Origin of the sequence: Hyphomicrobium sp. CS1BSMeth3 (genome assembly GCF_900117415.1) — a bacterium.
GTDB lineage: Bacteria > Pseudomonadota > Alphaproteobacteria > Rhizobiales > Hyphomicrobiaceae.
In genome coordinates this window covers 884,777-908,542 of sequence record NZ_FPEI01000004.1, presented here as the reverse complement: position 1 = coordinate 908,542, position 23,766 = coordinate 884,777, and the positions used below count along the sequence as shown (strand labels likewise).

Annotated in this window: 23 protein-coding genes and 1 pseudogene; 6 read left to right on the top strand and 18 right to left on the bottom strand. The window is 61.4% G+C overall.

The features are described 5' to 3' along the window. Window positions 1–426: 426 nt before the first annotated feature. The 5 genes from CS1BSM3_RS08535 to CS1BSM3_RS08510 all read right to left on the bottom strand — a co-directional run bounded on the left by CS1BSM3_RS08535 (window position 427) and on the right by CS1BSM3_RS08510 (window position 5,303). The gene (locus tag CS1BSM3_RS08535) at window positions 427–1,059 is read right to left on the bottom strand and encodes an RES family NAD+ phosphorylase (RefSeq protein WP_072386559.1); all 633 of its coding nucleotides are present in this window, start codon (window positions 1,057–1,059) and stop codon (window positions 427–429) included. Window positions 1,060–1,062: 3 nt separating this feature from the next. Then, window positions 1,063–1,716: an antitoxin Xre/MbcA/ParS toxin-binding domain-containing protein gene (locus tag CS1BSM3_RS08530; protein ID WP_072386558.1), complete on the bottom strand. Its 654-nt coding sequence runs from the start codon at window positions 1,714–1,716 to the stop codon at window positions 1,063–1,065. Next, window positions 1,700–2,422 (bottom strand): hypothetical protein, encoded by a 723-nt coding sequence (locus CS1BSM3_RS08525; RefSeq protein ID WP_072386557.1) that lies wholly within the window; start codon window positions 2,420–2,422, stop codon window positions 1,700–1,702. The genes CS1BSM3_RS08530 and CS1BSM3_RS08525 overlap by 17 nt, the downstream gene beginning before the upstream one ends. A 195-nt stretch (window positions 2,423–2,617) precedes the next feature. Next, a complete protein-coding gene (locus CS1BSM3_RS08520; protein WP_072386556.1) occupies window positions 2,618–4,360 on the bottom strand; it encodes a DUF3363 domain-containing protein in 1,743 nt (580 codons plus the stop codon). Window positions 4,361–4,985: 625 nt separating this feature from the next. Next, window positions 4,986–5,303 carry a DUF736 domain-containing protein gene (locus CS1BSM3_RS08510; RefSeq protein WP_072386757.1) on the bottom strand — a complete coding sequence of 106 codons (318 nt, stop codon included), beginning with the start codon at window positions 5,301–5,303 and terminating at the stop codon, window positions 4,986–4,988. Window positions 5,304–5,753: 450 nt separating this feature from the next. On the opposite strand from CS1BSM3_RS08510, the gene CS1BSM3_RS08505 reads away from it, so the two are divergent. Then, window positions 5,754–6,794: an IS110 family RNA-guided transposase gene (locus tag CS1BSM3_RS08505; RefSeq protein WP_072386554.1), complete on the top strand. Its 1,041-nt coding sequence runs from the start codon at window positions 5,754–5,756 to the stop codon at window positions 6,792–6,794. Window positions 6,795–7,653: 859 nt separating this feature from the next. Here CS1BSM3_RS08505 and CS1BSM3_RS08500 read toward each other — a convergent pair. From CS1BSM3_RS08500 to CS1BSM3_RS08490, 3 genes are all read right to left on the bottom strand, one after another. Beyond that, entirely contained in the window at window positions 7,654–8,286 is a 633-nt protein-coding gene (locus tag CS1BSM3_RS08500) for a LysE family translocator (protein WP_072386553.1), read from the bottom strand. A 203-nt stretch (window positions 8,287–8,489) separates the two neighbouring features. Further along, window positions 8,490–9,497 carry a phosphotransferase gene (locus CS1BSM3_RS08495; RefSeq protein WP_072386552.1) on the bottom strand — a complete coding sequence of 336 codons (1,008 nt, stop codon included), beginning with the start codon at window positions 9,495–9,497 and terminating at the stop codon, window positions 8,490–8,492. Window positions 9,498–9,792: 295 nt separating this feature from the next. After that, complete coding sequence (locus CS1BSM3_RS08490) at window positions 9,793–10,662, bottom strand: helix-turn-helix domain-containing protein (RefSeq protein ID WP_072386551.1); 870 nt, start codon at window positions 10,660–10,662, stop codon at window positions 9,793–9,795. Window positions 10,663–10,852: 190 nt separating this feature from the next. On the opposite strand from CS1BSM3_RS08490, the gene CS1BSM3_RS08485 reads away from it, so the two are divergent. The 3 genes from CS1BSM3_RS08485 (at window position 10,853) to CS1BSM3_RS08475 (ending at window position 12,350) form a co-directional block, all read left to right on the top strand. Beyond that, entirely contained in the window at window positions 10,853–11,572 is a 720-nt protein-coding gene (locus CS1BSM3_RS08485) for a hypothetical protein (RefSeq protein WP_072386550.1), read from the top strand. 118 nt (window positions 11,573–11,690) lie between these two features. Further along, window positions 11,691–11,975 (top strand): hypothetical protein, encoded by a 285-nt coding sequence (locus tag CS1BSM3_RS08480; protein WP_072386549.1) that lies wholly within the window; start codon window positions 11,691–11,693, stop codon window positions 11,973–11,975. A gap of 30 nt (window positions 11,976–12,005) precedes the next feature. Further along, the gene (locus CS1BSM3_RS08475; protein WP_072386548.1) at window positions 12,006–12,350 is read left to right on the top strand and encodes a hypothetical protein; all 345 of its coding nucleotides are present in this window, start codon (window positions 12,006–12,008) and stop codon (window positions 12,348–12,350) included. Window positions 12,351–12,875: 525 nt separating this feature from the next. Here CS1BSM3_RS08475 and CS1BSM3_RS08470 read toward each other — a convergent pair. From CS1BSM3_RS08470 to CS1BSM3_RS08460, 3 genes are all read right to left on the bottom strand, one after another. Beyond that, window positions 12,876–14,420 (bottom strand): serine hydrolase domain-containing protein, encoded by a 1,545-nt coding sequence (locus tag CS1BSM3_RS08470; protein WP_072386547.1) that lies wholly within the window; start codon window positions 14,418–14,420, stop codon window positions 12,876–12,878. 365 nt (window positions 14,421–14,785) lie between these two features. After that, the gene (locus tag CS1BSM3_RS08465; RefSeq protein ID WP_072386546.1) at window positions 14,786–15,754 is read right to left on the bottom strand and encodes an NAD-dependent epimerase/dehydratase family protein; all 969 of its coding nucleotides are present in this window, start codon (window positions 15,752–15,754) and stop codon (window positions 14,786–14,788) included. A 62-nt stretch (window positions 15,755–15,816) separates the two neighbouring features. Then, entirely contained in the window at window positions 15,817–16,167 is a 351-nt protein-coding gene (locus CS1BSM3_RS08460) for a hypothetical protein (RefSeq protein ID WP_072386545.1), read from the bottom strand. 79 nt (window positions 16,168–16,246) lie between these two features. Here CS1BSM3_RS08460 and CS1BSM3_RS08455 point away from each other — a divergent pair, with 79 nt between their 5' ends. Together CS1BSM3_RS08455 and CS1BSM3_RS08450 are read left to right on the top strand one after the other, a co-directional pair. Then, window positions 16,247–16,825, top strand: a complete 579-nt coding sequence (locus tag CS1BSM3_RS08455) for a TetR/AcrR family transcriptional regulator (protein ID WP_072386544.1) — start codon at window positions 16,247–16,249, stop codon at window positions 16,823–16,825. Window positions 16,826–17,114: 289 nt separating this feature from the next. Next, window positions 17,115–17,531: an ester cyclase gene (locus tag CS1BSM3_RS08450; protein WP_072386543.1), complete on the top strand. Its 417-nt coding sequence runs from the start codon at window positions 17,115–17,117 to the stop codon at window positions 17,529–17,531. Window positions 17,532–17,799: 268 nt separating this feature from the next. On the opposite strand, the gene CS1BSM3_RS08445 is transcribed toward CS1BSM3_RS08450, so the two are convergent. The 7 genes and pseudogenes from CS1BSM3_RS08445 to CS1BSM3_RS08420 form a co-directional block, all read right to left on the bottom strand. Continuing rightward, on the bottom strand, window positions 17,800–18,513 hold the full coding sequence (locus tag CS1BSM3_RS08445) for an alpha/beta fold hydrolase (RefSeq protein WP_072386542.1): 714 nt from the start codon (window positions 18,511–18,513) through the stop codon (window positions 17,800–17,802). Between the two features lie 272 nt (window positions 18,514–18,785). Then, window positions 18,786–18,923, bottom strand: a pseudogene (locus CS1BSM3_RS28555) (N-acetyl-gamma-glutamyl-phosphate reductase); the annotation flags it as partial. Window positions 18,924–19,102: 179 nt separating this feature from the next. Continuing rightward, complete coding sequence (locus tag CS1BSM3_RS08440; RefSeq protein WP_072386541.1) at window positions 19,103–19,924, bottom strand: class I SAM-dependent methyltransferase; 822 nt, start codon at window positions 19,922–19,924, stop codon at window positions 19,103–19,105. A 361-nt stretch (window positions 19,925–20,285) separates the two neighbouring features. Next, window positions 20,286–20,927, bottom strand: coding sequence for a glutathione S-transferase family protein (locus CS1BSM3_RS08435; protein ID WP_072386540.1), 642 nt, complete (start codon window positions 20,925–20,927; stop codon window positions 20,286–20,288). A 31-nt stretch (window positions 20,928–20,958) separates the two neighbouring features. Continuing rightward, the gene (locus CS1BSM3_RS08430) at window positions 20,959–21,810 is read right to left on the bottom strand and encodes a creatininase family protein (RefSeq protein WP_244540456.1); all 852 of its coding nucleotides are present in this window, start codon (window positions 21,808–21,810) and stop codon (window positions 20,959–20,961) included. Window positions 21,811–21,893: 83 nt separating this feature from the next. Beyond that, entirely contained in the window at window positions 21,894–22,517 is a 624-nt protein-coding gene (locus CS1BSM3_RS08425; protein ID WP_072386539.1) for a LysE family translocator, read from the bottom strand. Between the two features lie 3 nt (window positions 22,518–22,520). Beyond that, window positions 22,521–22,835, bottom strand: coding sequence for a cupin domain-containing protein (locus tag CS1BSM3_RS08420; RefSeq protein WP_072386538.1), 315 nt, complete (start codon window positions 22,833–22,835; stop codon window positions 22,521–22,523). Window positions 22,836–23,766 lie beyond the last annotated feature (931 nt).

Sequence of the window (23,766 nt, the reverse complement as noted above, 5' to 3'; positions counted from 1 at the left end):
CCCTACTATCCACCGATGGTCGAACAGTTATGGATCAAGGTTAAGAACTGCGGCTTTTACAGCGGTCCCGGGACAGTCCAAGGGGGGCGGCCCGGGCCGTATCCTCCCTGGGCCTGGGTGACGCAGCTACAGCGCCAAATAGCCAGCGACCTCCTGAGACGAGTGAGGCAAAGGCTCGTCCACAATGCGTCGTAGCCGAATGCAACGAGATCCTCGTTGAAATCGCCGAGGTGTGGCCACAACGCTGTCAACTCGATCTGGGCGAACGCGGCGCGCGCAGTCAAGACGGCCATCGCGCTATCGCCGGCTGGGTCGAGATCGCACGGTTGGGCTTGGCCGCAACCGCAAGACGCCCAACATTAGTACTTATGTCGGTACGCCAATGGTGTTCGCCGAGCAGACACCTCGTACACGACACGCCGACCGTCAAGAGGCGGGTAAGCTCTTGTATTCGACGACCGTGCCGCCATTGTCGTATGAGAGCGTCACAGTCGATACAATGACTGGGTTTGAGAGTGCCTTGGCAACAAATGCCGGCACTGTCGTACCGCCGGGCCGTCTTGCCGAAGGAGCGAGGAAGGCCCCGAGCCCCATGTCCCACGCTTCTTTGCCGAGGCCATTGCAGAAGGTGTAGTCCTCGCTGACGAGCTCCGGCCAATCGCCGAGCTTCGCCACCAAGTCGATGACTTCCCCTTCGAAGGTGCAACGCACGAGCGAGTAGTGCACCGGCCGCTGCGCCGTCGCGTCACCGGCGGCCTTCCGTCCATAGTGATGACTGCTCTCCTTCTCGGCCGTATCACGCTCAATAGCCGCGTAGAAGACTGGCCACTCTCCATCCGAGAACCGCGATGACGGCGCGAATTTGTTGCCGAGCACAGCCTTTCTCTGAAATGGGCTCTCAATGAGCTCCTTGGTCACGTCATCACGCTCGAATGCTATGACGTCGGTGACCTCATCGATCGTTAGCCCCTTCTTGGCTGCAAAGGCGGCAACGTGGGTCAGGTTCGCAAGGCGCAAGATTTGATGGCTTGCGGCGACTCTCGCCAGGCTTTCCAGCATTCGCTAGCGCCCAGACAAATGCGCGACGTAGTACTTGACCTGCAGCAGGTTCTCCATCGAGCCTTCGAGCAACAAGCTGCGCGGCGTTGCGCCGTCCAGGTCGTTCTGTGGCTCGCTCAACCAGTCCCGAATGACAGCGGCGTCCTGATAGAGCGCGTCCAGATCCGCGGCGATGCGCAAGACGGCTCGCAAACGATCGTTCGCATCGCGATGGCCAACGGGCTTGCGACCCTCATAAATGTCTTGAATGTCAGAAGCTGACTCGAAGCCGAGCAGTGTTGCGGCCTCTTGTCCAGTAAAACCCCACTCTTCCATAGTCTTTCTGAACAGCACGACTTGGCCTGCTGCTCTCGGACTTGCATTCGGCTGAGCGGTCTTGACCTGTAGAGCAAAAATCGCCCCAGACGTCCGCACCATGAGGTCTGGGTGCACTTCGAATAGAGCATATCTCCTTTCATATCCCTCCTGCACCTTTTCGACGAAGGCGGATGGCGACGCCCGCTCGAAGGCGTAGGGACCAAGCTCGGATTCGGAGGAGCTTGAGCCCCAGGTCGCAAGGGGATTGGTGTTGGCGAGGCCACCGCCACGTCGCGTAACCGGAAGCGATACGTCCTTACCGTTGCGAACCTGCCGATTGTCCTCAGGGCTGCGCTGCATCGTCTTTCTTTGGCTCCAGTCCCATGTGACCCATCAGAGCCTGCAGCTCTGTCTCGGCAGCCTCGAACTGTTCCGTTACCGTCGTTGCAAGTGTCGGGCTACCGTAACGCGTGTGCTCGAACTGCACAAACAGGTCCGCGTCAGCGACTGACGATCGCTCCAAGGCAAGGCTGATCTTTGTCGCTCTTGCGGCATCAAGTCCGCTGAATTGAAGTGTGAACTCTTTTTTTAAGGCGCTGTAAGGCGGCTGTTCGAGCTTCAACGCCGCGTTGCCTTTTTCCTCAAGGAATGCCTCCATGGCGGGCCGGCCACCTTCGCACGATACCCACATGCCGGCGCGCATAAGTCGCTCGGAGATCTCGAGCCCCTTGAGCGCTTTTCGCGCGGTGTCTTCGCAGAGTTGGAGGTGCTCCTTGGCGACCTCGGCGTGCCCGGCTGCGCTGATTACATCCTTCAACTCCACGATGAGTGCGCCCGGTGTGATGTCTATCCGTCCGCCGCCTCTGAAGGTGTTGAGTGTCAGTCTCAGATCTGCGTACGAGGTCCCTCCCGATGTGATCAGATCCCTCAACGGGATACGGTCGGGTGTCTGGATTGCTCTATAAAACTGCTCCATCACATCGCTGGCTTGTACGCCGAGCTGCAGGTAAGGCTCCTGGAAGACGCTCACCATGCTCACAATGATGCGTGTGGTCGTGAACTGCATGACGCTCCGCCAGCCGCTGATATTTGTTCCACTTTAGCTCACAACGCGGTCCCGAGGCCGCATCAGCCTGAGCGTGGACTCTGTCCGCTCAAGTCTTCGTTAACCTACCCGCCTCGGCAGCAATCTTCTACGGGCCCGATTGAACGTCCGATACGGTGGCACCAGGTTTGAAGCGACTGCAAGTGCGTTGCCTTATCAATTCGGGCCTGGGAGCGCCCGCCCGCGATCCAAGCCCCAGGTCACCCGGTTAGGACCGATCATCCCAACAACTGCCTGGCCTCGGAACGGCTCGAGCGCCGGCCGCCACGGCGCGAGCGTGAATGTGTCCTCGCGCTGGATAACAGCCAATCTGCCGCTGGGTGTCGTGATGGCGCGCTCGTAGACGCCAGTGATTCGCGTGCCCGGCTCGACAGGTGCGTAGCTGCTTTTGAGCTGGCGCGACATAAACTGTACCAGGCGCTCGGTCTCCGACTGGCGCAGCGTGCGCATCATGCTCTGGGCCGGCTGGATATGGCCGGTGGGGGAGTGGCTGGCGAGCTGGCGCTCCTCCAGCCACCGTCCCCGAGTTGCGATGGCGGCTCGGACCTCGGCGGCAAAACCCGGCAGGCCGGGCTCCGGCTGCCAGCGGGCAACGATCCCCTGATCGAGCCAGGTCGGACCGTCGTAGGCGACCTGCTCCTGCAGTCCGACCGGCGATAGCTCCTGCACTTTCGGCACGGGTGACGGCTTGCCGTCGAGTCCGTCGCCGGCGAGCGACACGAGAGTACCACGGACAGGCACGTCGGCCGGCTTCAAGCGCCCGAGCTCGGCATAGTGTACGCGGCCGTCGACTGCATCGATCACGACCCAGGTCTGGTCGGAGATCTCGTCGACGAGGCCGACGCCGACAACCTTGCCGAGCAGCGGCGCTTTGCGCGGCCCGCGCTCGAACAGTGCCAGGGCGGCGGCGCCGCGCTCGATGCCGGCCTCCGTGAGCGCGCGCTGCATCATTTTGAACTTATCGGCGCGCTCGCCGAGCTGTCGCAGCTTGACGTCCATTTTGGGATCGAGCGCCCACACGCCGCGCCGGCGCTCCTCCGCGAGCCCGAGCCGTTCCAGCGTCTTGAGGCGTCCGACACGCAAGGTGTGCTGCGTCGGATCCTCCTCAACATCGGAGGTGACGACGAAGATGTTGTCCTTGGCGCGGGTGACGAGCGCGCGGTCGAGACGAGTCCAGCGCTCCTGGCCGACCTCGTTGAAGAGCTTCTGGATGCGCTCGATCTCCGTCTCGGGGCCGAGCTCGAGCGTGATCAGCGCCTGCGCGCGGGCGCGCACGCCATGGGCGATGTAGTCCCGCGCCATGACGAGATCCTTCCCCTGATCGTCACGGCCGCGGATGACGACGTGCGTGTGGGGGTGCCCGGTGTTGAAGTGGTCGACGGCGACCCAGTCGAGCTTGGTCTCGAGGTCGCGCTCCATCTGGCCCATGAGATCGCGGATGAACGGCTTCAGGTCCGCGAGCCGAGATCCTTCGTCGGCCGACACGACGAAGCGGAACTGATGCGGGTCGTCGGCCGAGCGGTCGAGAAAAGCGTTGCCGTCGACATCGACCCCGCTCGCGTCATAGAGCTGTCCGGGCGCTCCGTCCCGCATGACGCCGTCGCGCACGATGTACCTGAGATGAGCCCGTGCCGCGCCAAGGTCGCCATTGAGAATGCGCGTGTAGCGCGCCTTGACGATGACGCGCCGGCTGCCAGGGGCGATCAGGCCGGCAGCTGCACGCAGCCCCGTGCCCATGCCGCGCGTGAGGCTGCCCGGCGCGACGTGTCCTTTGTGCCGAAGCGCGCGGGCGCCGTATGTCCCGGCCTTGCGGAACACGAGGGAGGCGTGGCGTTCGGCCCGCGAGCGGCGGGCATCGCGGATGCGTCCGAGCTTGGGATCGACGTCGTTCTCAGCCATATCGCCTCTCTCGAATTGCGATGCTAAGAGAACGAGTTGGCGTGGACGGCTCAAACGTCAATATAGCGTCAAGCAGTGTGGTGAATGCACAGGAAAATTTCGTGCGGTGACGTCATGCGCACTTCGATGACGTCGAGCAACACGCTGAAACTAAGGCTCTGACGCCTAGATGACGTCAGTCCTTTATCCTGATCTCCGAAAACGGGCTCTCAGAATTCCCGCAACTTCCTCCGGGTGGATTGGTCTCGACGCAGGGCCGAAGGAGGCAAGCGCGTCCCTGGAAGGCCCGCTCGCGATACAGGCCGGAGTCGGATGCGAGGAACTGCGGACGACGACAACACGACGAGCAGACGCACAGCATCATGGTGGCTCGCGGGCGACAGGGTCATGTGGCTGGCGGCCAACAGCACCGCGACGCGCAGTGTGCGATCAACCGGACGATCACGGCCGAGCACGCACCGATCATGGAGCGCGAACGCGTGGCCCGGACGCTCGCGGATCACCGTCAGCGGCCGGCCTGGAGCACGAAGCAGAAGCGTCCGAGGGTGGGTGGGCGGGGGAGGCTGGCGGGCGACATAAAGAAGGGAGCCTCCGCGCCGCGTTAGCGGCGCGGAGGCGGAACCCGCTAGGGGTTCCAGATCAACGCGTAGGTGTTTGCGTCCGCCTGGCCGGCGGCCCGCCCGAGGTTGGCGTAGAGTGTCTTCGAGCCGAACTCGGGAGCCGAGATCGACAGCGACACGTACTCCTTCCCCGAGACCTGGCCGATACGGAGCCAGCCGGCACCGATCTCGATGCCGCGCGAGAGCACCCGGTAGTCGGGCTGGCTTTCGGCGGCCTTGTCGGTGACCGGCATGATCGTGATGTCGGCACGAACGGAGAGGGTCTTGAGCTCGCCCTCGTAGCGTCCGTCCTCGCGCTTCGTCACGTATCCGATGGTAGCCATGATGCTCATCCTTACGTTGATCCGGCGGAGGCCTATTCCCCCGCCGGCGCGCAGGGGATCGTGGCGGGCTGGAGCCTGAGGCACCCGCAGGGCCGGAACGAAGTGGAGGACCCGCGCTTCGCGCGGGTTGCCGCCAAGGCGACGCCTGCCACATGATCCCAGAAGCTTAGGCGGGGAAATGGGTCTCCGGTCAGAGGGCAAGGATGAGCGTCCTGGCGGATCGGTATCCGAGGCGCGAACAGACCGACGGCAGGAGCGTCGACACCAGCGGCGGTGCCAGTATCGCCATGTAGGCCATCGACGCGGCCTCTTGCCCGCAACGCCCGCTCAAGCGCCGTAGAGGGCATGCGCGTGCCGCGGGCTCCGCGGTAGCTGGGGTAATCCGATCCCCGTCTCTCGGTCGCCCTGAAACTGGGGTTCGGTTGGCTCATCGCAACAAGGAGACCGATCATGGCCCTCTTCGCAGGATTGGACATATCGCTGAGGACGATCTCGATCTGCATCGTCGAGGCCGATGGAACCTTGGTTTGGGAAGGTAAGTCGCTCTCCGAGCCGGCGGCACTGATCAAGGCACTGACCCCGTACCGAAAGAAGATCAAGCTCGTGGGCCTCGAAGCATGTCCATTGGCAGAATGGCTGTACGGGGCGTTGACGGAGTGCCGCTTCAATGCGGTATGCATCGAAGCCCGGCACGCACATCGCTTCTTGTCATCGCGCCCGAATAAGACGGATCGCAATGATGCGCGTGGCATCGCCGATATGATGCGCCTGGACCACTTCAAGCCGGTACACGTCAAAAGCCGGGAGTCGCAGCTCTTGCGCACCACGCTGGCTGCGCGAAAAACCTTCATCGATCATATGCTCGAGATCGAGCAGGCGATCCGGGGATTTCTCAAGGTCTATGGCTTGAAGCTCGGCGCGATACATCGATGCAACTTCGCCGCGAAGGTGGAAGAGCTGGTTGCGGACCTGCCAGAGCTTCGCGCTGCGATTTGGCCACTGGTTGAAGCGCGCAACATGATGCGCAAGCAGGCCAAGGAGCTCGACCGTCAGCTGGGGAAACGGGCACGAAGGGACGATGTTTGCAAGCGGCTGATGACAATCCCGGGCGTCGGTCCGATCATCAGCCTGGCATACAAGGCCACCATTGATGATCCATCCCGCTTCAAACGGTCGAAGGCCGTGCCGGCGCACCTCGGGTTAACGCCACGGATCTATCAATCGGGTGAGATAGATCGATCCGGGCATATCAGCAAATGCGGCGACAGATTGCTGCGTCACTCGCTCTATGAGGCAGCTAACGCACACATGCGCCTCACTAAGAAATGGTCCACGCTGCGATCCTGGGGCGCAAAGCTCACCAAGCGCGTGGGCACCAAGAAAGCGCTGGTTGCGGTTGCGCGCAAGTTGGCAATCATCATGCATCGGATGTGGATGGAGAACTCAGACTTCGAATTCGGCGCGGCCCCGCGGAACGCCGTCAAGGCGTAGCCGGGCCGGTCGATCGTCTGCTCTTCCGAGGACGAGGGGCACGGTCAGTCCGTCACGATCCCTGCGCCCTGCTTGAGGGCGCGTGCAGGTAGAATGGACGGCCGAGCCTTCCGGACCCCCATCATGGTGCACCCTTCGGGGCTGACACCGGACAGAAGCACGGGCCCGGTGGCGCAGACAGATACTGAGAATCGGACGGCCAATCCGGCACGATCCCTGGGAGCGCTTTGTAGCTCTCGCGCCGGGAGATTGGATGGCCTTGCCACTTTGCCGACGATTGAGTTGGTCAGTCCGTTTTAATCGTCGCCGCAGCACTTCTGCGGGAGCGATCGATACCCGGCAGGGCCGAGACCCGCGGCCTTCGGCCTGGCGGGGCTCGGTCGCGCGACCAATCTTTGGCGCGCGAGAGAGCGCGTCCCTCCCGAAGGGAGGGCCCGCCCGCATCTTAATGCATCACTGCTGCAAACATGGAGCTCATCCACCGACACGCAGAAAGGTGCGCGACCGGAAAAGTGAAGAGCGAACTACTTGACGCCACCGATCGGATTACAGAAGGGATCGTCACACGAATGTGCCGAGACGCCGGCTCTTCGCCGGTGGCTCGGTGGCGCTCTTGCGCCATAGAGCCCGACCGCCCGGGAGCCTGAGCTCGCGGGCGGGACCGCCCAGACTTTCTTTGCCACATGATCGGTTGGATATGGATTCCACTAGCGTCAAATAACGTCAAACGCTGCTTGGCGAACTGACGTCACCGCAGGCGAATGTTTATCTTGTCTAAAGTGTTGATGAGCGTCAGGGTCTCTGCCGTTGCGGTCAATGGTTCATTGTCGACGCTTTTGCCCGGGATCCGCGTCGATGGCTAGCGTTTGCTCTCGAAAGCCATTCGCAGTGCAAGAGCACCAAACACCGTCCCAAGAAGATACTGAGGCCAACGCCCGAGTCCGCCGCGACCAAACATGGTCGCGCCAACACGACTCATTGCGAGAATAACCATCCCATTTACAAGCAACCCAATCGCATTGAGGATTGTCGCAAGAGTCATGATTTGAAATGCTACTCCCCCTGCATCGGCCCGAACAAACTGAGGGAAAAGAGCCAAAACGAACAATGCCATTTTGGGGTTGAGCAGGTTCGTGAGCAAGCCTTGACGAAACATGACTATCGCTGAGAAGCGCAAGCTTTCTTGAGGCACCGATGAAATTACGTTCTTCGAGGTGAACGCTTGCCACGCGAGATACAGAAGGTACGCAGCGCCCACGTAGCGAACTACATCGTAGGCAATAGGAACGAGGAGGAAAAGCTGCGAAAGTCCGAAGGCTGCCGCCAATGCATGGCAGTACGTTCCGACTTGTATGCCCGCAAGTGTTGCGAAGCCCGCAGTACGCCCCTGGGCGATGCTACGACTTCCAATCAGCAGCATGTCAGGTCCCGGCGTCGCGGTCAGTGCGAGACACGCGAGTGAGAACATTGCGAGCGTTTGAAAGTCGAGCATGTCTGGTGCTGTTCCCACATGTTGAGTCGCTACAGCATACCAGCACGAACAAACTTCGTCTTTCTATGGCCCCATCGAGACGATGGCCCGTTGTAGGCGGTGTCCGTTCGTGGAGGTTGAGCGGAAGCTGCCACCCAGCAACCGAATAGATACTCATGACCCGAAGCGGACCCGCGTATCAATCTCCCGCGGAGCATCGGCTGCTAACGCATATACATTGGCGGCAGCCCTGGCGGGACCGAGCCCGAGAGGAATGAAGCAAGGAACATCTTGCCTAGGATAAGGCTTGTTTCCGAAGTCGCTGGCACGAGTCGTCCATCGCGGATCGCGCGCTCAAACTGGGCGGAGCTGGGTGCGCAAATACTGGTATCAGGTTTATTTCGCGGTGCCACGGCCGCCGCGCTGAACAGAACTCCTGCATAATACAGTCGAGTTAGCGCGCGCACCTGGGCTAGTTGATTGCGCAGACGACAATCTGGCTCGTTGCCAAGCCGAGCGAGCAGCAACACCTCTTCCAGTTCCGGTGATGGCGCAAAGTTGTCGAGTGCGGCCGCCAGATCAACAAGAGGATCGTTGCGGTAGGCACTCTCCCAATCGATCAACCATAGCCGCCTGCCGTCGAATAGCACATTTCGAGGAAGTACATCGTTGTGGCTGGATACATAGTCCTCCGCTCTCGGTCGATATGCCTCACGAATTTGGACCAGTCGTTCAGTAGCTTCGTCCAATAGACCGTCAGCGAAAAGCCCTGTGTTGCAAACATGGGTCCATAGCCGGCTTACGATGTCCCCGTACTCCACGAAGCATGGAAAAAGGGGTGCTTGTTGTAACTTCCGAAGCATTGCTCCAAGCGCCCGGGCCAACCCAGGGGCACCACCCGGGTACATTGCAAGTGGCCTATCTTCGATGAAGTCCATCATCACTACCCGATCGTCGGCGTTGAGGTAGTGAATACGGGGTGCAATTCCCTGCTCCGCGGCGATGCGCATGGAGAGATACTGATGGGGATTGCGTAAGGGGCTTGCCGAACCCTCTATCCGCAGCACAAAGCGCTGATTGCTCGCTTCGATCAAAAACACGGAGGCTCCCGAGACCCCACCTTCCAAGGGTCGGATGCTCGGATTTCCAACCGGCCCCAAAACGGTCGTGATCGCCTGCCGTAGCGCAAGCCGCATCTCAGCCGGAATGGCGATGAAGGCGTCGCTCGCCATCTCTTGCACTCAACTATTGACGAAGCACAACCTACAGACGAGCCGCGACTATGGAAAGTGTCGATATAAACCCGAACTGTCCGGGTGGCGGTTGTTGGCCCGGCTCAACCGTCTGTGTGGACAAGCCCCCTATTGGCGGAGTTGAGACATGACCGGACGTGCCTCGGACACTCTTGCATCGACGTTGATGACCCATAACGACCATGTTGCCCAGACGCTACGATATGGCACCGGTGCGGCCTTGCGGGAGGTGCCGTCCTCATTGCGCTCGAACGCGATTAGCGCAGGACGGCACTCAGTCTTCCGCAGCTGAGGACGGCCCGAAACGGCGCGACGCTGCGAGGAAGGAGCGGAACGCCGGGTGGTTGCTCTGCAGGAACTCGCGCGGCCCCTCGCGAAAGAAGCGCTGCATCGCGCGATTGAAATGCGCTTGGTCGTAGAAGCCCGCGTCCTGCGCGATCTGCGCAAGGCCGGCCCTGTCATTTGCGTAGAGCAGGCCGACCACCCAGTTGATCTGCATGACTTGGCCGAAGAACTTGGGGCTGACGCCGACGATGCGCGTGAAGCGGCGATTGAGCTCGCGCGGGCTGACGCCGAGTTCCTCGCAGACTTGGGCGATCCGAACTGCGCCGTTGCTGGCCTCTGAAAGGGCCACGGCGCGTTCAACGACGGGATCCGCGGGGAGGGCACGCTCGGCGAGGTGTGAGACGAAGACGTTCGCCTCCCCGACGTGACCGTCGCGCGAGGACTCCGCACCGAGAACGAAGCACTCGCGGGCTATGGGCGCAACGCCCGGCGCGGCCTCGTCGAGCGGAGCCGCAAGACCAAGAACGCGTTCGCCGGAGAGGCCCAACAGGCGATGATGCGCGGTTGCCGTCAGCTCGCAGACAAGCAGCTGGAGGCTTTGTGTGTGGTGGAAGAAAACCTCGTGATCGGTGATCTGGCCGAAGAAGAAGAAGCGCGAGAGGCGCTCGAAGGCCCGGCCATCCATCGTGCCGTGATCGCCTCCGTACCGCCCGAAGAAATTTGAAACGTACGCATAGCCCGTCGGCTTGGCATGGAAGGTCACACCCGATTGCAGAATCCTGTTGGCGTAGAGATAGCGTCGCACGAAGGGGCGGAGGTGCTCCGGGGGCGTGATGATCTCGAAATCGCCGTGTTCCATGGCTGCTGCCGATTCTTACAAGACGCCCGCTCCCGGCGCGATATCGTTGCTCTCGACGTGCCCGGATCATCTACTCCGGGCTGCTCCTGCTTTGTCGCAGGAACTGACCGCGAGGTTCACCGCGCATGACAGGCACACTAGCCGGTGCAGCGTCTCGCGTCAGGTGGCGCAATGAGAGGAGAGCCTCACCATGCCCAGAGTGCGTTTTGTCGATGCGCTGGTGCTGTCGTGCGCGCTGGGTCTGGGAGGGACGGCGATCGCCACGGCCGGCGTCGGAGATTTCGTCGCTGGCGGTCGGCAGCCGGCGGTGTCGCAGCTGCCCGTGCTGATTGCGCAGCGTCCCGAGGTGCGCAAGTCGAGCAAGACGACGAAGTCCTCCGATCTCCCCGGTCATAAGGGCCCGAGGGCGAAGAAGTCGTCGGACGTGAGCCAGATCGTCTGTGAAGGCGGCCAGATCAAGACCGCGTCGAACGGCGTGCGGGGCTGCTCTTGCGGCCTCAACGTCACCCGCACCCTGGTGGGGAAGAATCACTTCCGCTGCGAGCGGCCGCAGGTGCGGAAATCGGCCAAGACGAGCGGCTCTTCCGACCTTCCCGGCCACGAGGGCCCGCGGGCGAAGGGGCCCGTCGATGCGTCGAAGGAACCCGGCTCGGACGGCCGTCCCATCCCGAAGCAGGCCGGCCCCGGCAAGCCCGTCAAGCAATGCGGCGACACGATCTCGGTAACAAGGCTCGCGGCCATAACGCGGGTGGGTGGCAAGCGCACTGCCGAGGCTGGCTGGGCGCTGGAGGTGAAGAAGCGCTACCCGAACGATTGGGGCAACTGGAACAACGCCAGAGACCGCAAGACCGCCTGCCAGTTCGCCGGCACCTGGAACTGCACGGCCTCGGCCCGTCCGTGCCCGCCGTGAGTGGGCGGGCGGCTTGAACCCACCGGCCCGTTCTAGCGAACAAGGAGCAGCTTCTGGTGGAGGCGGGAGCGGAGTCACAGTGGCCATCTCGCGACTGAAGCGGCAAGGGAGAACCGCAATGACCCACACGATCCTATCGAGCCTCGCCATCGCCGCCATGCTGTCGGTGACCGCAAGCGCCCAAGCCCTTAGCCAGGGCCTTCCAGACAACCCCGCCATGTCCTACCAGGCATTAAAATTTCAATACCTGAAAAAGCCCAAGAAAGCGCAACAGCCCAGCTCGCTCTCGGGGCAACGCCCGCATGCGTCCAAGGACGAGCACAAGGGAGAGATCGAGGTCCAGTCGATCAGCTCCGGCGCAAGTCCATCCGCTTCGAAGAAACGCCGGCTTCAGGCCAAGTAGGGCCCCAACAACCCTGGAGGAGGAGTGCAGATGCCCCGCACGGCTGACGAGACATCGAGCGACGGACTGGTCGCACTGACGAAGGCCGACATTTCCTCCGAGCGCATCAGTCGCCGCGCTCTGCTGAGCACGCTCGTCCTGGGCGCTGGCTTTGCTGCGGCGGCGATTGTCGGCGGCGCCAGCGCACGCGAGCAAAGGCGTAAGGTCGGACCGGGTCGCGCGATTCGGGGGCCGCAGGCGCTCGGGCAAGGGAAGAAGCAACTACCCAATCCATATGGGTCGGCCGTGAAGCAGATCAATAAGCAGAAGTTGAAGGCATCGTGCCCCGGTGGCTACGTGGGCGGTAACCCGCCCAAGTGCTTGTTCGACTTCTAACGGGGCCGGGATCGAGGTCGCAGGCGCCATGTCCCACCACCGGAGCGAAGTCAGCAACGGATACGGGGCTGCCGCAAGTTGAGCCGTGCTCCGCGACCGAACGGCCCAACGAACCAAACGACGTCATCAAGAATGTTCAAGCTTTCAATCGTGACGGTCGTTGTGGGCTTACCATCGGCCACGGACCAGATTGTTGGCATCCTCCAGAAGGGCGTTGAGCCATCTGCCCGCGTATCGCCATAGACTATTCTTTCACCGGGCCTCTTCATTGCACACCCTTTCGATTCCAATGGTGTTCGCGCCTCTCGCAAATGACAAGAACCGTTTGTCACCGCTACCTACGCAGCCCTTGGGCCGGCAATAGCTGATCGCTGCGGCGCAGTCAGTGACAGCTATGTGGGCGCTGCTGACGTGATCGCTACTTGGCTAAATTGTCGAACTTGCCCCAAAGCTGCCCTCCTACTTCGCGGCCATCGCTGGACCGACCCCATCAATGCTTGAGCCCACGCTAGGGCGAAACGCGCGTCAATTCACTGCTTCGCCGCGCAGCTCGGTCACGTATCCGCCCGTGTTTCTGAATCGAAGTTTGAGGTGGTCCTCCTCAAACCGGAACGTCCAGTAGGTTATTGTACCGTCTCCCAGGATGCGCCGTTCGAGCACGAAGGTGCGATCGTCCAGCCAGTTGCCTTTGTTGGCAACGACGGCATCGATGGCTGCCTTGCCGCGCGAGCGGCCATCCAGCCCGATTGGCTCCGATAAACTTGTCTCCTCGCCGCCCGGCTTGGCGGAGTAGATCGTCGCCTCGACCGTGGGATCTGCGCCGGCAAGGTTCAGTCTGACTGCCCTGACACGCAGCGCATTGTCGTTGAAGCGCCAGGTTTTGCCGGACACTGTATTGACCAGCTCTGGCGCCGGACCGACCGGCGTTGCCTTTTCCGTCGCGGCGTTGAGCAGGGACGCGTTCAGCGCAGCCACGGCCTCAGGATCAGGCGGTAGCGGTTTATCCGATTTAGCTGCAGCCACGATCTGATCAATCAACGAAGACCAAGGAAAGCGCTTCTCGCCGTCGGGCACGACGCCGGTGAGGACCGCGACAACATCGAGCTTCGGCAGCACGACGATGAACTGGCCGTGCCGCCCGAGCGCCATGAACGCATCCCTGTCCGGGATCGACCACCACAGGTTTGCATACTTGCCGAAAAGGGTCGTGACATTGCCCTTCCTCGCCCGCTCGACCCAGGCGGAGGGGATGATCCGCTTTCCGTCCCAGACGCCGTCGCGCAGATAGAGGAAACCGAGCTTTGCCATGTCGTGCGGCGTGAGGCGCATCCCGGCCTCGCCTGTCACGACGCCCTGCTTGTCGATGGGAGTCCAGCGGACGTCGGTGATGCCGAGTGGCGCGAACAACTCCGTTCTGGCGAACGCGAGCGCGTTCTGCCCGGTCAGCTTGTTGATCAACGCCGAGAGAAGATAAGGATCACCGCCCTTGTAGTAGAACTTCTCTCCCGGTGGATCGGACATTGGCTGGTCGAGCACGAACCCGGTCGGGTCCGGGCTCCTGTACATCCGGATAAGGGTTTCGTCCGGTGTGTAGGCGCGCTCCACCCAAGCAATTCCGGAGGCCATGTCGAGGAGGTTCTGGACCGTGATCGCCTTTTTGCGGTCGTCGAGATTGGCGATCGTCCTGTCGGGAAAGAAGTCGAGCACTGGCCGGTCGACGCTCTCGAGCTTTCCCTGCTGCACGAGGACGCCGATCATGGTCGCTACGAAACTCTTGGTCACCGAGCGCAGGTCGTGCCTGATGCCGGCAACGTAGGGTGCGTAGTAGGCGTCAGCAACGATCTTTCCATTGCGGACGATCAACAAGCTGTCCTGCTTGTAGGTGCCAACATCGTCGATCAAGCGGGCGATTGCGCGAGAGTCCATGCCCTGCGCTTCCGGCGTCGAGACCTCCCACGCCTTCGTGGGCCACGTCAGTAATTGGCGTTCTTGCGCCTCCGTCTTGAAGGCGAAGGTCTGGGCCACGGCAAGAGCCAGGAGCACTGCGGTCGTCGCACCGTTGAAATTCATACTGCGATCTCCCCAGGGAACGCGAAGGGTCCGTCGCGGCAAACAACGTACGGTCATGCAAACCGAGTCTTTGATAGATGCCTACTAATGGCGGTTGCCAATGGCAGCTCCTGGCCCATCGCGACGATGACCTCCATTTCGGCGCCGTCCGTTTGGAGAGATGGAGCGGAAGTTGCCCGACCAGCCGGACCGATGCAGATGACCCACAGCAATGCAAGTGTGGGCAGTGACGCTACGCTCACACAACGGACGTCGAACGGATAGGACAGTCGCCGCCGATTGACTGTCAGCCCCAGCCTCGAACGCAACATGGCCTCAAGGCGACGCTTACCTTACAGATGCACGCGTCAGGAAGGCCAGAAGATCTAAGATGCAGCTGCTGTAGTCCCGCGCAGTCTTATGATCTCGGCAAATCCCTCCCGCCAGCTCGGGTGCATTGGATGCCAATCGAGATCGCACCTTGCCTTGGCGTTGGAGGCTGCGCGCGCTTGCGTCATCATCGTAACCATGTGCTCGCCGGCGGCGATTCTCGCCAGCCACGCGGGAATGCGCCGCGGCGGCTTGGCGCCGAGCATGGCGGCAAGAGCCGGCAACCACTCGCGCACCGGGGCAGGATCATCGTCGACGACATTGTAGATGTTCCCAGGCGAACCCTTGCCGATGGCCAACACCGTGGCGGCTGCCGCATCCTCGATATGGACAAACGACCACCAGCCGTTGCCGCTGCCGACAAGAGGCACACGCCGTCGGGCAATCTGCTCGACAAGCGGACCGTCGAACACGCCGGTTCCGGGGCCATAGAAGGCGCCATACCGAAGCACGATGCCGCCGACATCGGGCGCCTGCGTGACTGTGCTCTCAAGATAGCGGATCGCATCCAGTGTACGGCGCAGCTGCTGCGGCGGGTCAGGGTCGAGCGGGTCACCCTCGTTCTTGATGTTGCCGCCGGTCCTCGCATAGGGCCAGCCACAGAAGCTTTGCGCGATGAAGCGCCCAACGCCCGCGTCCCGCGCCGCTGCCAGCAAGTGGTCGGTTCCCTCGGTGCGCAAGCGATTGCTGACCGCGAAGGCCCGATCGAAGTGCCGTAGATCCGAAGCGCCTTTAAGATCTGTCATCTCATGCACGATCACATCCGGGCCGGTGGAGCGGACGGCTCGGCCCATCGCTTCGCGATCGAGGCCGTCCACGACGAGCGCCTCGGCCCCCACTTGGCGGATGTGGGTGGTTTTGTTGGCAGTTCGCGTGGTGCCTACGACGCTATGTCCAGCGTCGACGAGGCGAGGCAGAAGGGCGCGACCTATGGCACCGGTCGCGCCGGCTACGAGGATACGCATGACCCTGAGCTCCCATGGTTGCTCTTGGGGTGGTGACCTGGGCTCATATGCTGGTGCTCCGGCTAGAGACCCATCAATGCAAGGGCAACAACAATGAGCATCAAGATCCAGCCCATATGCCGCCCGCGCGTCGCAACGGCGTTTCCGATTGCGGCATATCCATAAACGATGACAGCCACGGCAATGATCCATGGACGGGCACTTTCCGCCTCGAGCGCGGACGCGGCAATGAGCAGGAAGCCGATCGCGATCCAGTCGACTGTGCTGGCCTGCCAGACCATGCGCAAAAGCCTTTGCGTTCCTCGCGGCTCTATGCGCGCTCGGGAGAAAACTTGCAGCTCGGCAATCACGCCGTGCGCGATCGCGACAAGAATGGCCAGCCCGCCTGCTGCTTGAAGCGACAAATCTCGCATGACCATCTCCATACAGTAGTGTATGTAACGTAGGGCGGCGAGTTGTGGGATTCAATACAGGCCTGTATGGTGCGACTCGATGACCAAGCGGTTGACTGCGCAAGACTGGATTGAATTCGGTTTGAAGACGCTCGCCCGGGACGGGCTCGAGGCTCTGAAGGCTGACGTACTTGCGCGCAAGCTTGGCGTCTCGCGCGGCAGCTTCTATTGGCACTTCAGCGATCTGGGTGCGTTTCACGCAAGGGTGATCGAGCATTGGAAGCAGGCGGCGACGGAAGCCATCATCGCCGATCTTGCGGGCTATCAATCGCCCGAGGAGCGCCTTGAGGTCCTATTGCTGCGTGCGTTCGGCCACTACAGCGTGGTCGAGATCCGGCTGCGAGCCTGGGCCGATCAAAGCGCGGAGGCTGCGCGAGCTATCAGAGACGTGGACCGCCGGCGGCGCGACTACATTGAGCGTCTGCTTGCGGAAGCGGGGATCGCGCCCGAGGCCGCGGCGACGCGTGCTCAGTTGCTTTACTGGGCCTATCTGGGCGCGGCCTTGAGCAGGAACAAGCTTACCGGCGAAGCACTAGCGCAGATGGTGGGCGAGCTGAAGCGGATCGGATTTGGCGCGCGAACTGCCGGACACGGCGCTGCGCGGCGCCGTCATGCGTAAAAGAACGCGTCCCCTTCGCGGCATTCGCGGCAGCGGCGACGAGCGAGCCCTATGTCAAGCTATGGCCCGTAGCACCGGTTAGCCGACGGACGCTATTGGACCACCTCGAATATCGGCAATCGCAGCCAGCAGATGGTCGTATGTGAAGCCGGATACATCGTATTCCAGCGCGTGAATAGCTCTCGGGTGAGGATGTCCTCACCTTTGCGCTCTTTGCCCTTCGTGCTGCTGACGTAATGCTGTCAGTAGCTCTGTTGCATCGTGAGCCTGAGCATGGAGGGACTCAAGGATGAGCAAGGAAGCGGCGCTTCGAGACCTGTTTGACTACTGGGAGCGCGTTTGGCATCGGGGAGAATTCGACCTTGTGGCAACCTGCGTTGCGCCACGCTACATCCGCCACGACGAAGCGGGCGACCGGACCGTCACGCGCGAGGCTTATGCAGATGAGCTTGCAGAATTGAAGAGAAACCGGCCTGACATCCGCATCATCGTTTACGATCACGCGTTTGGCGGTGATCGCGCCTGGTACCGCTTCACAATGAAGTGGACGGACCCACAAAGCGGTGAAGTGCGGACGCACGCGGGAATGCAATCCTATCGCATCGAAGACAGCAAACTCGCTGAAACCTGGGTTGTGCTTCAGCCCATTGGGTCTGCGTGGACCGATGCGGTTGCTCAGGAAACATGGACTAGCTCTGTCCCCTAAGGTGTGGTCGACCCCCACATGTTCACAGATGCCGGACTTCCGCTGCTGGCCCGACGCGGACCTTCGGCGAAGCGCAGCCCGCTTCCGGTCGTCGAGGCCAAGCAGACACTTTCGAGCCGTACGGCGGCTTCTGCAGATGCAGCAGACCTACATGCAGGACGGCATAGTGCGTGCTCCTGACCCGCAAGAGACATCGGAGTTTGTCGGCTTTATGTGCCGCCGATTGTCTGCTTGCGAAAATGGCGACAGGCGCTCGGATGTACTTCCATCAGTCCTGAACCAATCCCACTAAGCGTGTCATCGAGATGATCGCTTCAGCCATCACAACTGGTCGGGTCGTAGGATCCAGGTGAGTGCCATTCAGCTTTGCAACTGGCCATCCCCGCCGAATGGCCTCAGCTGACGCATGATCATAAATCTGGGAAGCCTGAATGTAGCCAGCGCGCACGTGATCCCATCGGCCAAGCTCAACTACGTCGTTGAACCATTCGACACGCAGCCTGGGAAGCTCTTGCTCAAAGCGCGCAAAGGCAACCGCATCCTGTTGCAAGACATCGATGCCCACAAGCGATGCGCGAGCCGCGTCATTGGCAAACCAGCGGGACCAAGGTGGCAATGTACCGGTCTCGTCCGCAATGCTTGCAATGAACTCAAGCAACGCAGGCCGAACCGGTGGTGCGGCGCCCTGAGGCGGAGGAATGTCGCCATCCACAAGGATGACGCCACGCACGGCTTTCTTGGTAGCCAGCTCTACCGCTAGTGCACACGCGGAACTGTGACCGACAACAATCGAGCTCTCATCCAGAGTTATCAGTTCGAGCAAGTGGCTCGTCCATGCACTCCAGCTTGGTGGAGATGCATTGCCAGCCAATACGTCCGGCACCTGAACCGAGAATCCTGTGTTGCGCAACAGTTCGGCAGTCGGCTGCCAACTTGAGGCGCGTACAGGCGGGCCAGGGACGAGAAGGTAGCTTGGTGTCATGTCGGCAATAGTACGGAGGAGCGGACGAAGGGCAAGGCCATCTTAGTCGCGTCAGCGACGGTCGAAAGTGGATGGTTGCTGTTATGACCTGCTCCTCTCCGCCGTCCGCGACGTCGTTTGCGCGGACCGGCGAATGTTTCCGCTCACTAGCAAGCAGCTGACGTGACCAATGCGTCGCACGATTGCCGCGAAGGGCCAGATTCGACCGTCAACCGTTGGATGCCGACGCTGATATGGTGTCCGCTCATAGGTACTGTAGCGAACCTACGATCTCACGGCCAAACAGGTGCGCTGTCCAGACCTGCGGTTTCGGGTAGTCCGCAGATCAGGTTCGCATTCTGCATAGCCTGACCAGCCGCTCCCTTGCCGAGATTGTCAACTACGCCCATCGCGATCACCAAGTTGGGCTCCGTCCCGCCGAAACGGCGGGAACCATTGCTGCGATGGCACGCCGACTTGGGGCGGTCCGGTAGTTCCTTGTCGTCCGCCCAGCAGCTGCGATGAGCGACGACTAAGGCTGCGCGCGAGGGGCGAGCCGACGGCCGATCCTTTGGATACTACAAGTGAAGCTGATCCCGGTTGAGGGCCTTCATGCGGGGCGGTGTGCGCGCAGCACGTACATGAGTGGGAGTGATGGCTTGATGGACGGCATCCGAAACAGGCCGTCCTCGGCGGGCTCCATCATTTCCCATCGGCGAAGGACCTCTCGATCGAGCTCGTGTAGTGAGTCTATCCGCAGCCCTGCATTGGTGAGCGCAGTCACCACCTCGCCGATCGGATGGTTCCATTGCACCGTGGACTCTGCAGATGCAGGAGTGCTGGCATCTGCATAGTCGACGGCACCCGCTTCCCGGTGACCTTCGTGGGGCGTGAAGTAACTGTACCGGATCTCCAGCTCGGTCGTTGAGCTGCTCTCCAGCATCCAGATCACGGGGTGAAACTCGAACAAGTAGAGCTGGCCCTTGGGTCGAAGCAGATCGCGAACCACTCCGGCCCATCGGCTCATGTCCGGAAGCCAGCAGAGCGCACCCACGCCCGTATAAACGATGTCATAAGTGCTGCCGTTCAGAGCCGCGGGCGCGTCGTACACATCTGACATCACGAAGCGCGCCTCGACCCCGATGTCTCGGGCCAAGGCAGTCGCCGCCTGCACAGCGGGCTCCGAGAAATCCAATCCGGTCACTCTGGCGCCAAGGCGGGCCCAGGAGAGGGTATCCAACCCGATGTGGCATTGTAGGTGGACGAGATCCTTTCCGCTGACGTCACCGAGGTCGATAATCTCGCGCGATCGGAGCGAAAGCCGCCCTGCTTTGAAACCATCCACATCGTAGATGGGTGATCTCAGGTGTGCGGGCGTCTTCGCGTCCCACATGGCGCGATTGAGCTCTCGCCAGTCCGCGCAGGTGTCCATCGGCGGTTCGCCTCTCGTAGCTGGGAGCCTAAAATTTCGGGCCAGCGGGCAGCTATCACCTCGGGTCCTATTGGGTCGGCTCCCAGATCGATACCGGTGCTGCCAGTCCACTTTGCGGCAGAGAAGCGTCCACCTGCAGCGCGAAGGACCATGCCGGAAACGGTGCAAGCGGAGGACGCCAGGAAGACAGCCCCAGGGGCCACCATTGCAGCCGGCAGCAACCTAACACGGTTAGCAGGCCCAGAAGTGAACTTAACTCTAGATGTTATGTGCCTTCATTCATGTTGCGGAGGATGTCGTCCAGGACAGCAACCATTTGCTCGATCTCGCGGCGATTGCGATAGCGTTCTCTTGGGCGCGATCAGTGGAACGGTTGAATTCGAGTGCCTGGAAGTATGTCGTACGGATGTGCCCAGCCAGGGATGGCACGGACCCGCTCCAGCCAGCGCGCTATGTTGGGATGGCTGCTCTGCAATTCATAGCCGCTTTCTTCGGGCGGATAGAACAGGTATCCCGCCATAGACATGTCGGCGATCGTCGGATGCTCGCCGACAACGAACGAACGCGTTGCAAGATGCCTGTCGGCGATTGCGAACGCGGCATCGATCCTGCCCTTGAGCCACGCCATCACGGCGGGATCGGGAGGCCTCGCTACGAAGGACTTGAGAAACCTGTAGCTCACGAAGTAGCTGCTGAATTTGTGATTGTCGAACAGAATCCATCGCCACACTTCGCGCTTTTCATCCTGGCCGTGACCTGCGAACTGCTGATGCTTTTCTGCCAGATAATGGAGGATCAGGCCCGACTGTGTAAGCCGCAATGCGCCATCTTCGAACACCGGCACTTCGCCCATCTCGTTTATTGCCTGCCGCCAATTCGGCTCTCGTGTCACTCCGTTCATGAAATCCACGAAAACGGGAGTCCACGGCACGCCCACAGCATTCAGCATCATGGCTACCTTGAAGCTGTTACCCGACTGGCAGAAGCAGTGAAGGCGATACATGGGATGCAATTCCTTCCAAGGATTGACGCAGTCAGTCCGACCAAGGCTGACCATCTATCAGGCGTGCGGCGAGAAGTTCGGCGGCCACGTCGAGCAGACACTCTCCCTTGATTGCTGTTGCCTTGCGGGCATCCCCCATCACACCTGTGGGCGCAATCATTGAGAATGAGCGCCAACGGTTGAGCGGAGGCGTCGAGTTCCCGAGCTTTCGATCCTTTTGCACGCCACGGGGATTGAAAGCCTCGCTAATCCGGTCAGTCCGCACACAATCGGGAAACGCCGCGAGCATCATCGAGGTCTCCGCCTCGCATGCGTGCTGCACCCCCGTCTGATCCTCCAAAATCGACACGTAGGCGTCAGATTGATGCGCGAAATCGTACAGGGTCGTGGTTGCGATCGGAGCCGACAATTCCTGCGCGAGATCCGTTGTCATGGCCGCCAATGCAGCAATGTTGCCGCCATGGCCATTCACGATCAGGATCTTCTTAAAGCGCGCACGGAGAATAGATCGGCACAGCTCGCGCAGCAAAGCATGGTACGTTGTCAAAGATAGAGAGAACGTGCCGCCAAACGCGACATGATGCTCGGCGAGGCCCATCCATACAGTCGGAGCGACGACGATCGCGCGCTGCTTGCTGACTATCGACGCGACGCGTCGACACCCCTCAGTTACCAGGAACGTGTCGACACCGGTCGTCAGGTGTGGACCATGCTGCTCAGTAGATGCGACGGGCAGAAGCACTACGGCATCTGCTTCGGCGGCCGCAACGAGCTCCTGCGCAGTCATTCTGTTCCAGGCCAGTTCGGTAGTGGAGCTTTGATCTTTGGTCATATCCGTTCGAGCGGTGGTATCCATGACCGGCGGCGTGGTTTGGAGATCCATGAGTTGCTTCTTTCGTAGGTTCGGGTTGGCGGGGACGGCCCGCGCGCAAGAGTTGCGGGGCGAGGGCGGCGACGCATGTGGCGTCAGGAGCGTCGCGCGAAGAGCAAAGAGGCGCCCAACGCGCACATTACGGCGCCGGAGATTTGCCGTGCTCGCATGACGAGCGCGGGTCGGCTCTCCGCAGCGCTGTGAGCGATCGCTGCCCAGTAGGTGACAACGAGATCAGCGGTGGTGTTCAGGAAAACCGAGATAAGGCCAAGAGCAACGAACTGATGAGCAACGGGCTGCGTCGGGTCGATGAACTGCGGGATGAATGCGAGAAAGAAGGCCGCTGTCTTCGGGTTCAGGGCTTCGACGATGATCCCGTCGCGAAATGCCCGACGCGCGCCGGTCGTCCTTACCTCGGTTGGCGTGACGATGCGAGCCTCTCGCCACATCTTCAACCCGAGCCAGATGAGATAAAGGGCTCCGGCGAGCTTCAGCATTGTGAACGCCTCGGCGCTCGCCATGACCAGCGCGGAGATACCGACCGCACCGGCGAAAACGTGCACAAGACCGCCGAGACCGAGGCCGATGCTCGACGCAAGCCCTTCGGTCCCGCCGCCGGCAAGCGTTCGCGCGGCAACGTAGAAAATTCCAGGCCCCGGAGTGACCGCCACAAGCAATGCCGCTGCCAGGAAGACGAGAAAGGTCTGGATGTCCGCCATGGCTCACCCCTCGATCGCATCGATGACGAGCAGGACGGCTCTGCCCTCGACCCTGAGGCGGTGCGACGTATTGCGGGGGACGATGGCCAGCTCTTGGGGCTTCAGAGTCGTCGTATCACCATCAGCCGTATCCAAATTGGCAACGCCTTCGAGGCAGCAGAAAAGCTCGTCACTGTCCTCGTGTGTGTGGAAGTTTGCAGCGCGATCCGTCACGATCCGAAGGCGCACATCGAGCCCGTTCACCTTTGCGAAATTGACGTTCTTCCAGGCGTCGCTCACAGCATCGGAAAGGGTCTTGAGCTCATGCTTCTCGAGCATGGTCGCCTCCTCGGTCTGGATATCTGATCTCGGAAATAAAAAAGCCGCGCTCAGAGGCGCGGCTCGCGGTTCAACGCATATAGCGTCATCGCGCTCGCGCCCTTCGGCCGGTGCGGCGACGGCGTCGGATGATGGTCGACGGCTTGCTCATGGGCTGGAGAGATCGCACCTGCCTGTGCTCGTGTCAAGTCGTCATGCGTCAGCTCGTAGTGACCGGCTAGAGTCAAGAGCAGCGATAGGTCTTCGGCGGCAATGAGCCATCCTTGACGACTGCTGCACACCGGTGCTGAGACCGAAAAGAGGAACTGGATAGGCGGTGTCACCGCAGTGCGTATGCCGGCACTCGTAACGTCATGGTTCGTCGCGTGCTCGGGGCGTGACGCGCGGAGTGATCGTAGGTCTTCGGACAAGCGACCGTCACACGAATGTGCCGAGACCCGCGGCCTCCGGCCAAGCGGGGCTCGGTCGCGCGGCCAATGCCGGCCGCGCGATAGGGCGCGGTCCCCGGCCGGGACGGCCGGGGATGGGCCCCAAACAATGCACGTCATCTCACCAAGACGTCGGCTCTCTGAGGTATCTCGGACGCAATATGCTCAGAAAAGTCTTTCTCAGTTTGACCCGTAACAGACCTCAGCGACGCTCGGTTCCTCGCGGCATACAACGTCGCTTCGCAGATTTATTCCGGACATGGAGGCTTGGTGCTCAAGATGCGCGACAGGAGGCGCAGACGTCGTCTGCATACTTGCAGCAAGCAGACTTCCCGGGGTGCAACCGGAGCTCCGAGCGGGTGCAGAGAGGTCTGTTCTCAATCTCACTCGCGAATCGATGTAGTGCGGCGGCTAGTAGGCCATTAGTCGCATCGAGGGTCGAATGCGAATTGCCCAACTCGAGACACTCGAGAACCGCCGTGACCTCTGAGCCAGCCATCTTT

What these genes read in the sequence shown, in the direction of transcription:
- CS1BSM3_RS08440 (WP_072386541.1), bottom strand. Translation starts at nt 19,924, where the DNA reads ATGGACACCTGCGCGGACTGGCGAGAGCTCAATCGCGCCATGTGGGAC.
- CS1BSM3_RS08530 (WP_072386558.1), bottom strand. Translation starts at nt 1,716, where the DNA reads ATGCAGCGCAGCCCTGAGGACAATCGGCAGGTTCGCAACGGTAAGGAC.
- CS1BSM3_RS08435 (WP_072386540.1), bottom strand. Translation starts at nt 20,927, where the DNA reads ATGTATCGCCTTCACTGCTTCTGCCAGTCGGGTAACAGCTTCAAGGTA.
- CS1BSM3_RS08520 (WP_072386556.1), bottom strand. Translation starts at nt 4,360, where the DNA reads ATGGCTGAGAACGACGTCGATCCCAAGCTCGGACGCATCCGCGATGCC.
- CS1BSM3_RS08505 (WP_072386554.1), top strand. Translation starts at nt 5,754, where the DNA reads ATGGCCCTCTTCGCAGGATTGGACATATCGCTGAGGACGATCTCGATC.
- CS1BSM3_RS08450 (WP_072386543.1), top strand. Translation starts at nt 17,115, where the DNA reads ATGAGCAAGGAAGCGGCGCTTCGAGACCTGTTTGACTACTGGGAGCGC.
- CS1BSM3_RS08535 (WP_072386559.1), bottom strand. Translation starts at nt 1,059, where the DNA reads ATGCTGGAAAGCCTGGCGAGAGTCGCCGCAAGCCATCAAATCTTGCGC.
- CS1BSM3_RS08475 (WP_072386548.1), top strand. Translation starts at nt 12,006, where the DNA reads ATGCCCCGCACGGCTGACGAGACATCGAGCGACGGACTGGTCGCACTG.
- CS1BSM3_RS08485 (WP_072386550.1), top strand. Translation starts at nt 10,853, where the DNA reads ATGCCCAGAGTGCGTTTTGTCGATGCGCTGGTGCTGTCGTGCGCGCTG.
- CS1BSM3_RS08430 (WP_244540456.1), bottom strand. Translation starts at nt 21,810, where the DNA reads ATGGATCTCCAAACCACGCCGCCGGTCATGGATACCACCGCTCGAACG.
- CS1BSM3_RS08465 (WP_072386546.1), bottom strand. Translation starts at nt 15,754, where the DNA reads ATGCGTATCCTCGTAGCCGGCGCGACCGGTGCCATAGGTCGCGCCCTT.
- CS1BSM3_RS08445 (WP_072386542.1), bottom strand. Translation starts at nt 18,513, where the DNA reads ATGACACCAAGCTACCTTCTCGTCCCTGGCCCGCCTGTACGCGCCTCA.
- CS1BSM3_RS08460 (WP_072386545.1), bottom strand. Translation starts at nt 16,167, where the DNA reads ATGCGAGATTTGTCGCTTCAAGCAGCAGGCGGGCTGGCCATTCTTGTC.
- CS1BSM3_RS08480 (WP_072386549.1), top strand. Translation starts at nt 11,691, where the DNA reads ATGACCCACACGATCCTATCGAGCCTCGCCATCGCCGCCATGCTGTCG.
- CS1BSM3_RS08455 (WP_072386544.1), top strand. Translation starts at nt 16,247, where the DNA reads ATGACCAAGCGGTTGACTGCGCAAGACTGGATTGAATTCGGTTTGAAG.
- CS1BSM3_RS08420 (WP_072386538.1), bottom strand. Translation starts at nt 22,835, where the DNA reads ATGCTCGAGAAGCATGAGCTCAAGACCCTTTCCGATGCTGTGAGCGAC.
- CS1BSM3_RS08425 (WP_072386539.1), bottom strand. Translation starts at nt 22,517, where the DNA reads ATGGCGGACATCCAGACCTTTCTCGTCTTCCTGGCAGCGGCATTGCTT.
- CS1BSM3_RS08470 (WP_072386547.1), bottom strand. Translation starts at nt 14,420, where the DNA reads ATGAATTTCAACGGTGCGACGACCGCAGTGCTCCTGGCTCTTGCCGTG.
- CS1BSM3_RS08525 (WP_072386557.1), bottom strand. Translation starts at nt 2,422, where the DNA reads ATGCAGTTCACGACCACACGCATCATTGTGAGCATGGTGAGCGTCTTC.
- CS1BSM3_RS08500 (WP_072386553.1), bottom strand. Translation starts at nt 8,286, where the DNA reads ATGCTCGACTTTCAAACGCTCGCAATGTTCTCACTCGCGTGTCTCGCA.
- CS1BSM3_RS08490 (WP_072386551.1), bottom strand. Translation starts at nt 10,662, where the DNA reads ATGGAACACGGCGATTTCGAGATCATCACGCCCCCGGAGCACCTCCGC.
- CS1BSM3_RS08510 (WP_072386757.1), bottom strand. Translation starts at nt 5,303, where the DNA reads ATGGCTACCATCGGATACGTGACGAAGCGCGAGGACGGACGCTACGAG.
- CS1BSM3_RS08495 (WP_072386552.1), bottom strand. Translation starts at nt 9,497, where the DNA reads ATGGCGAGCGACGCCTTCATCGCCATTCCGGCTGAGATGCGGCTTGCG.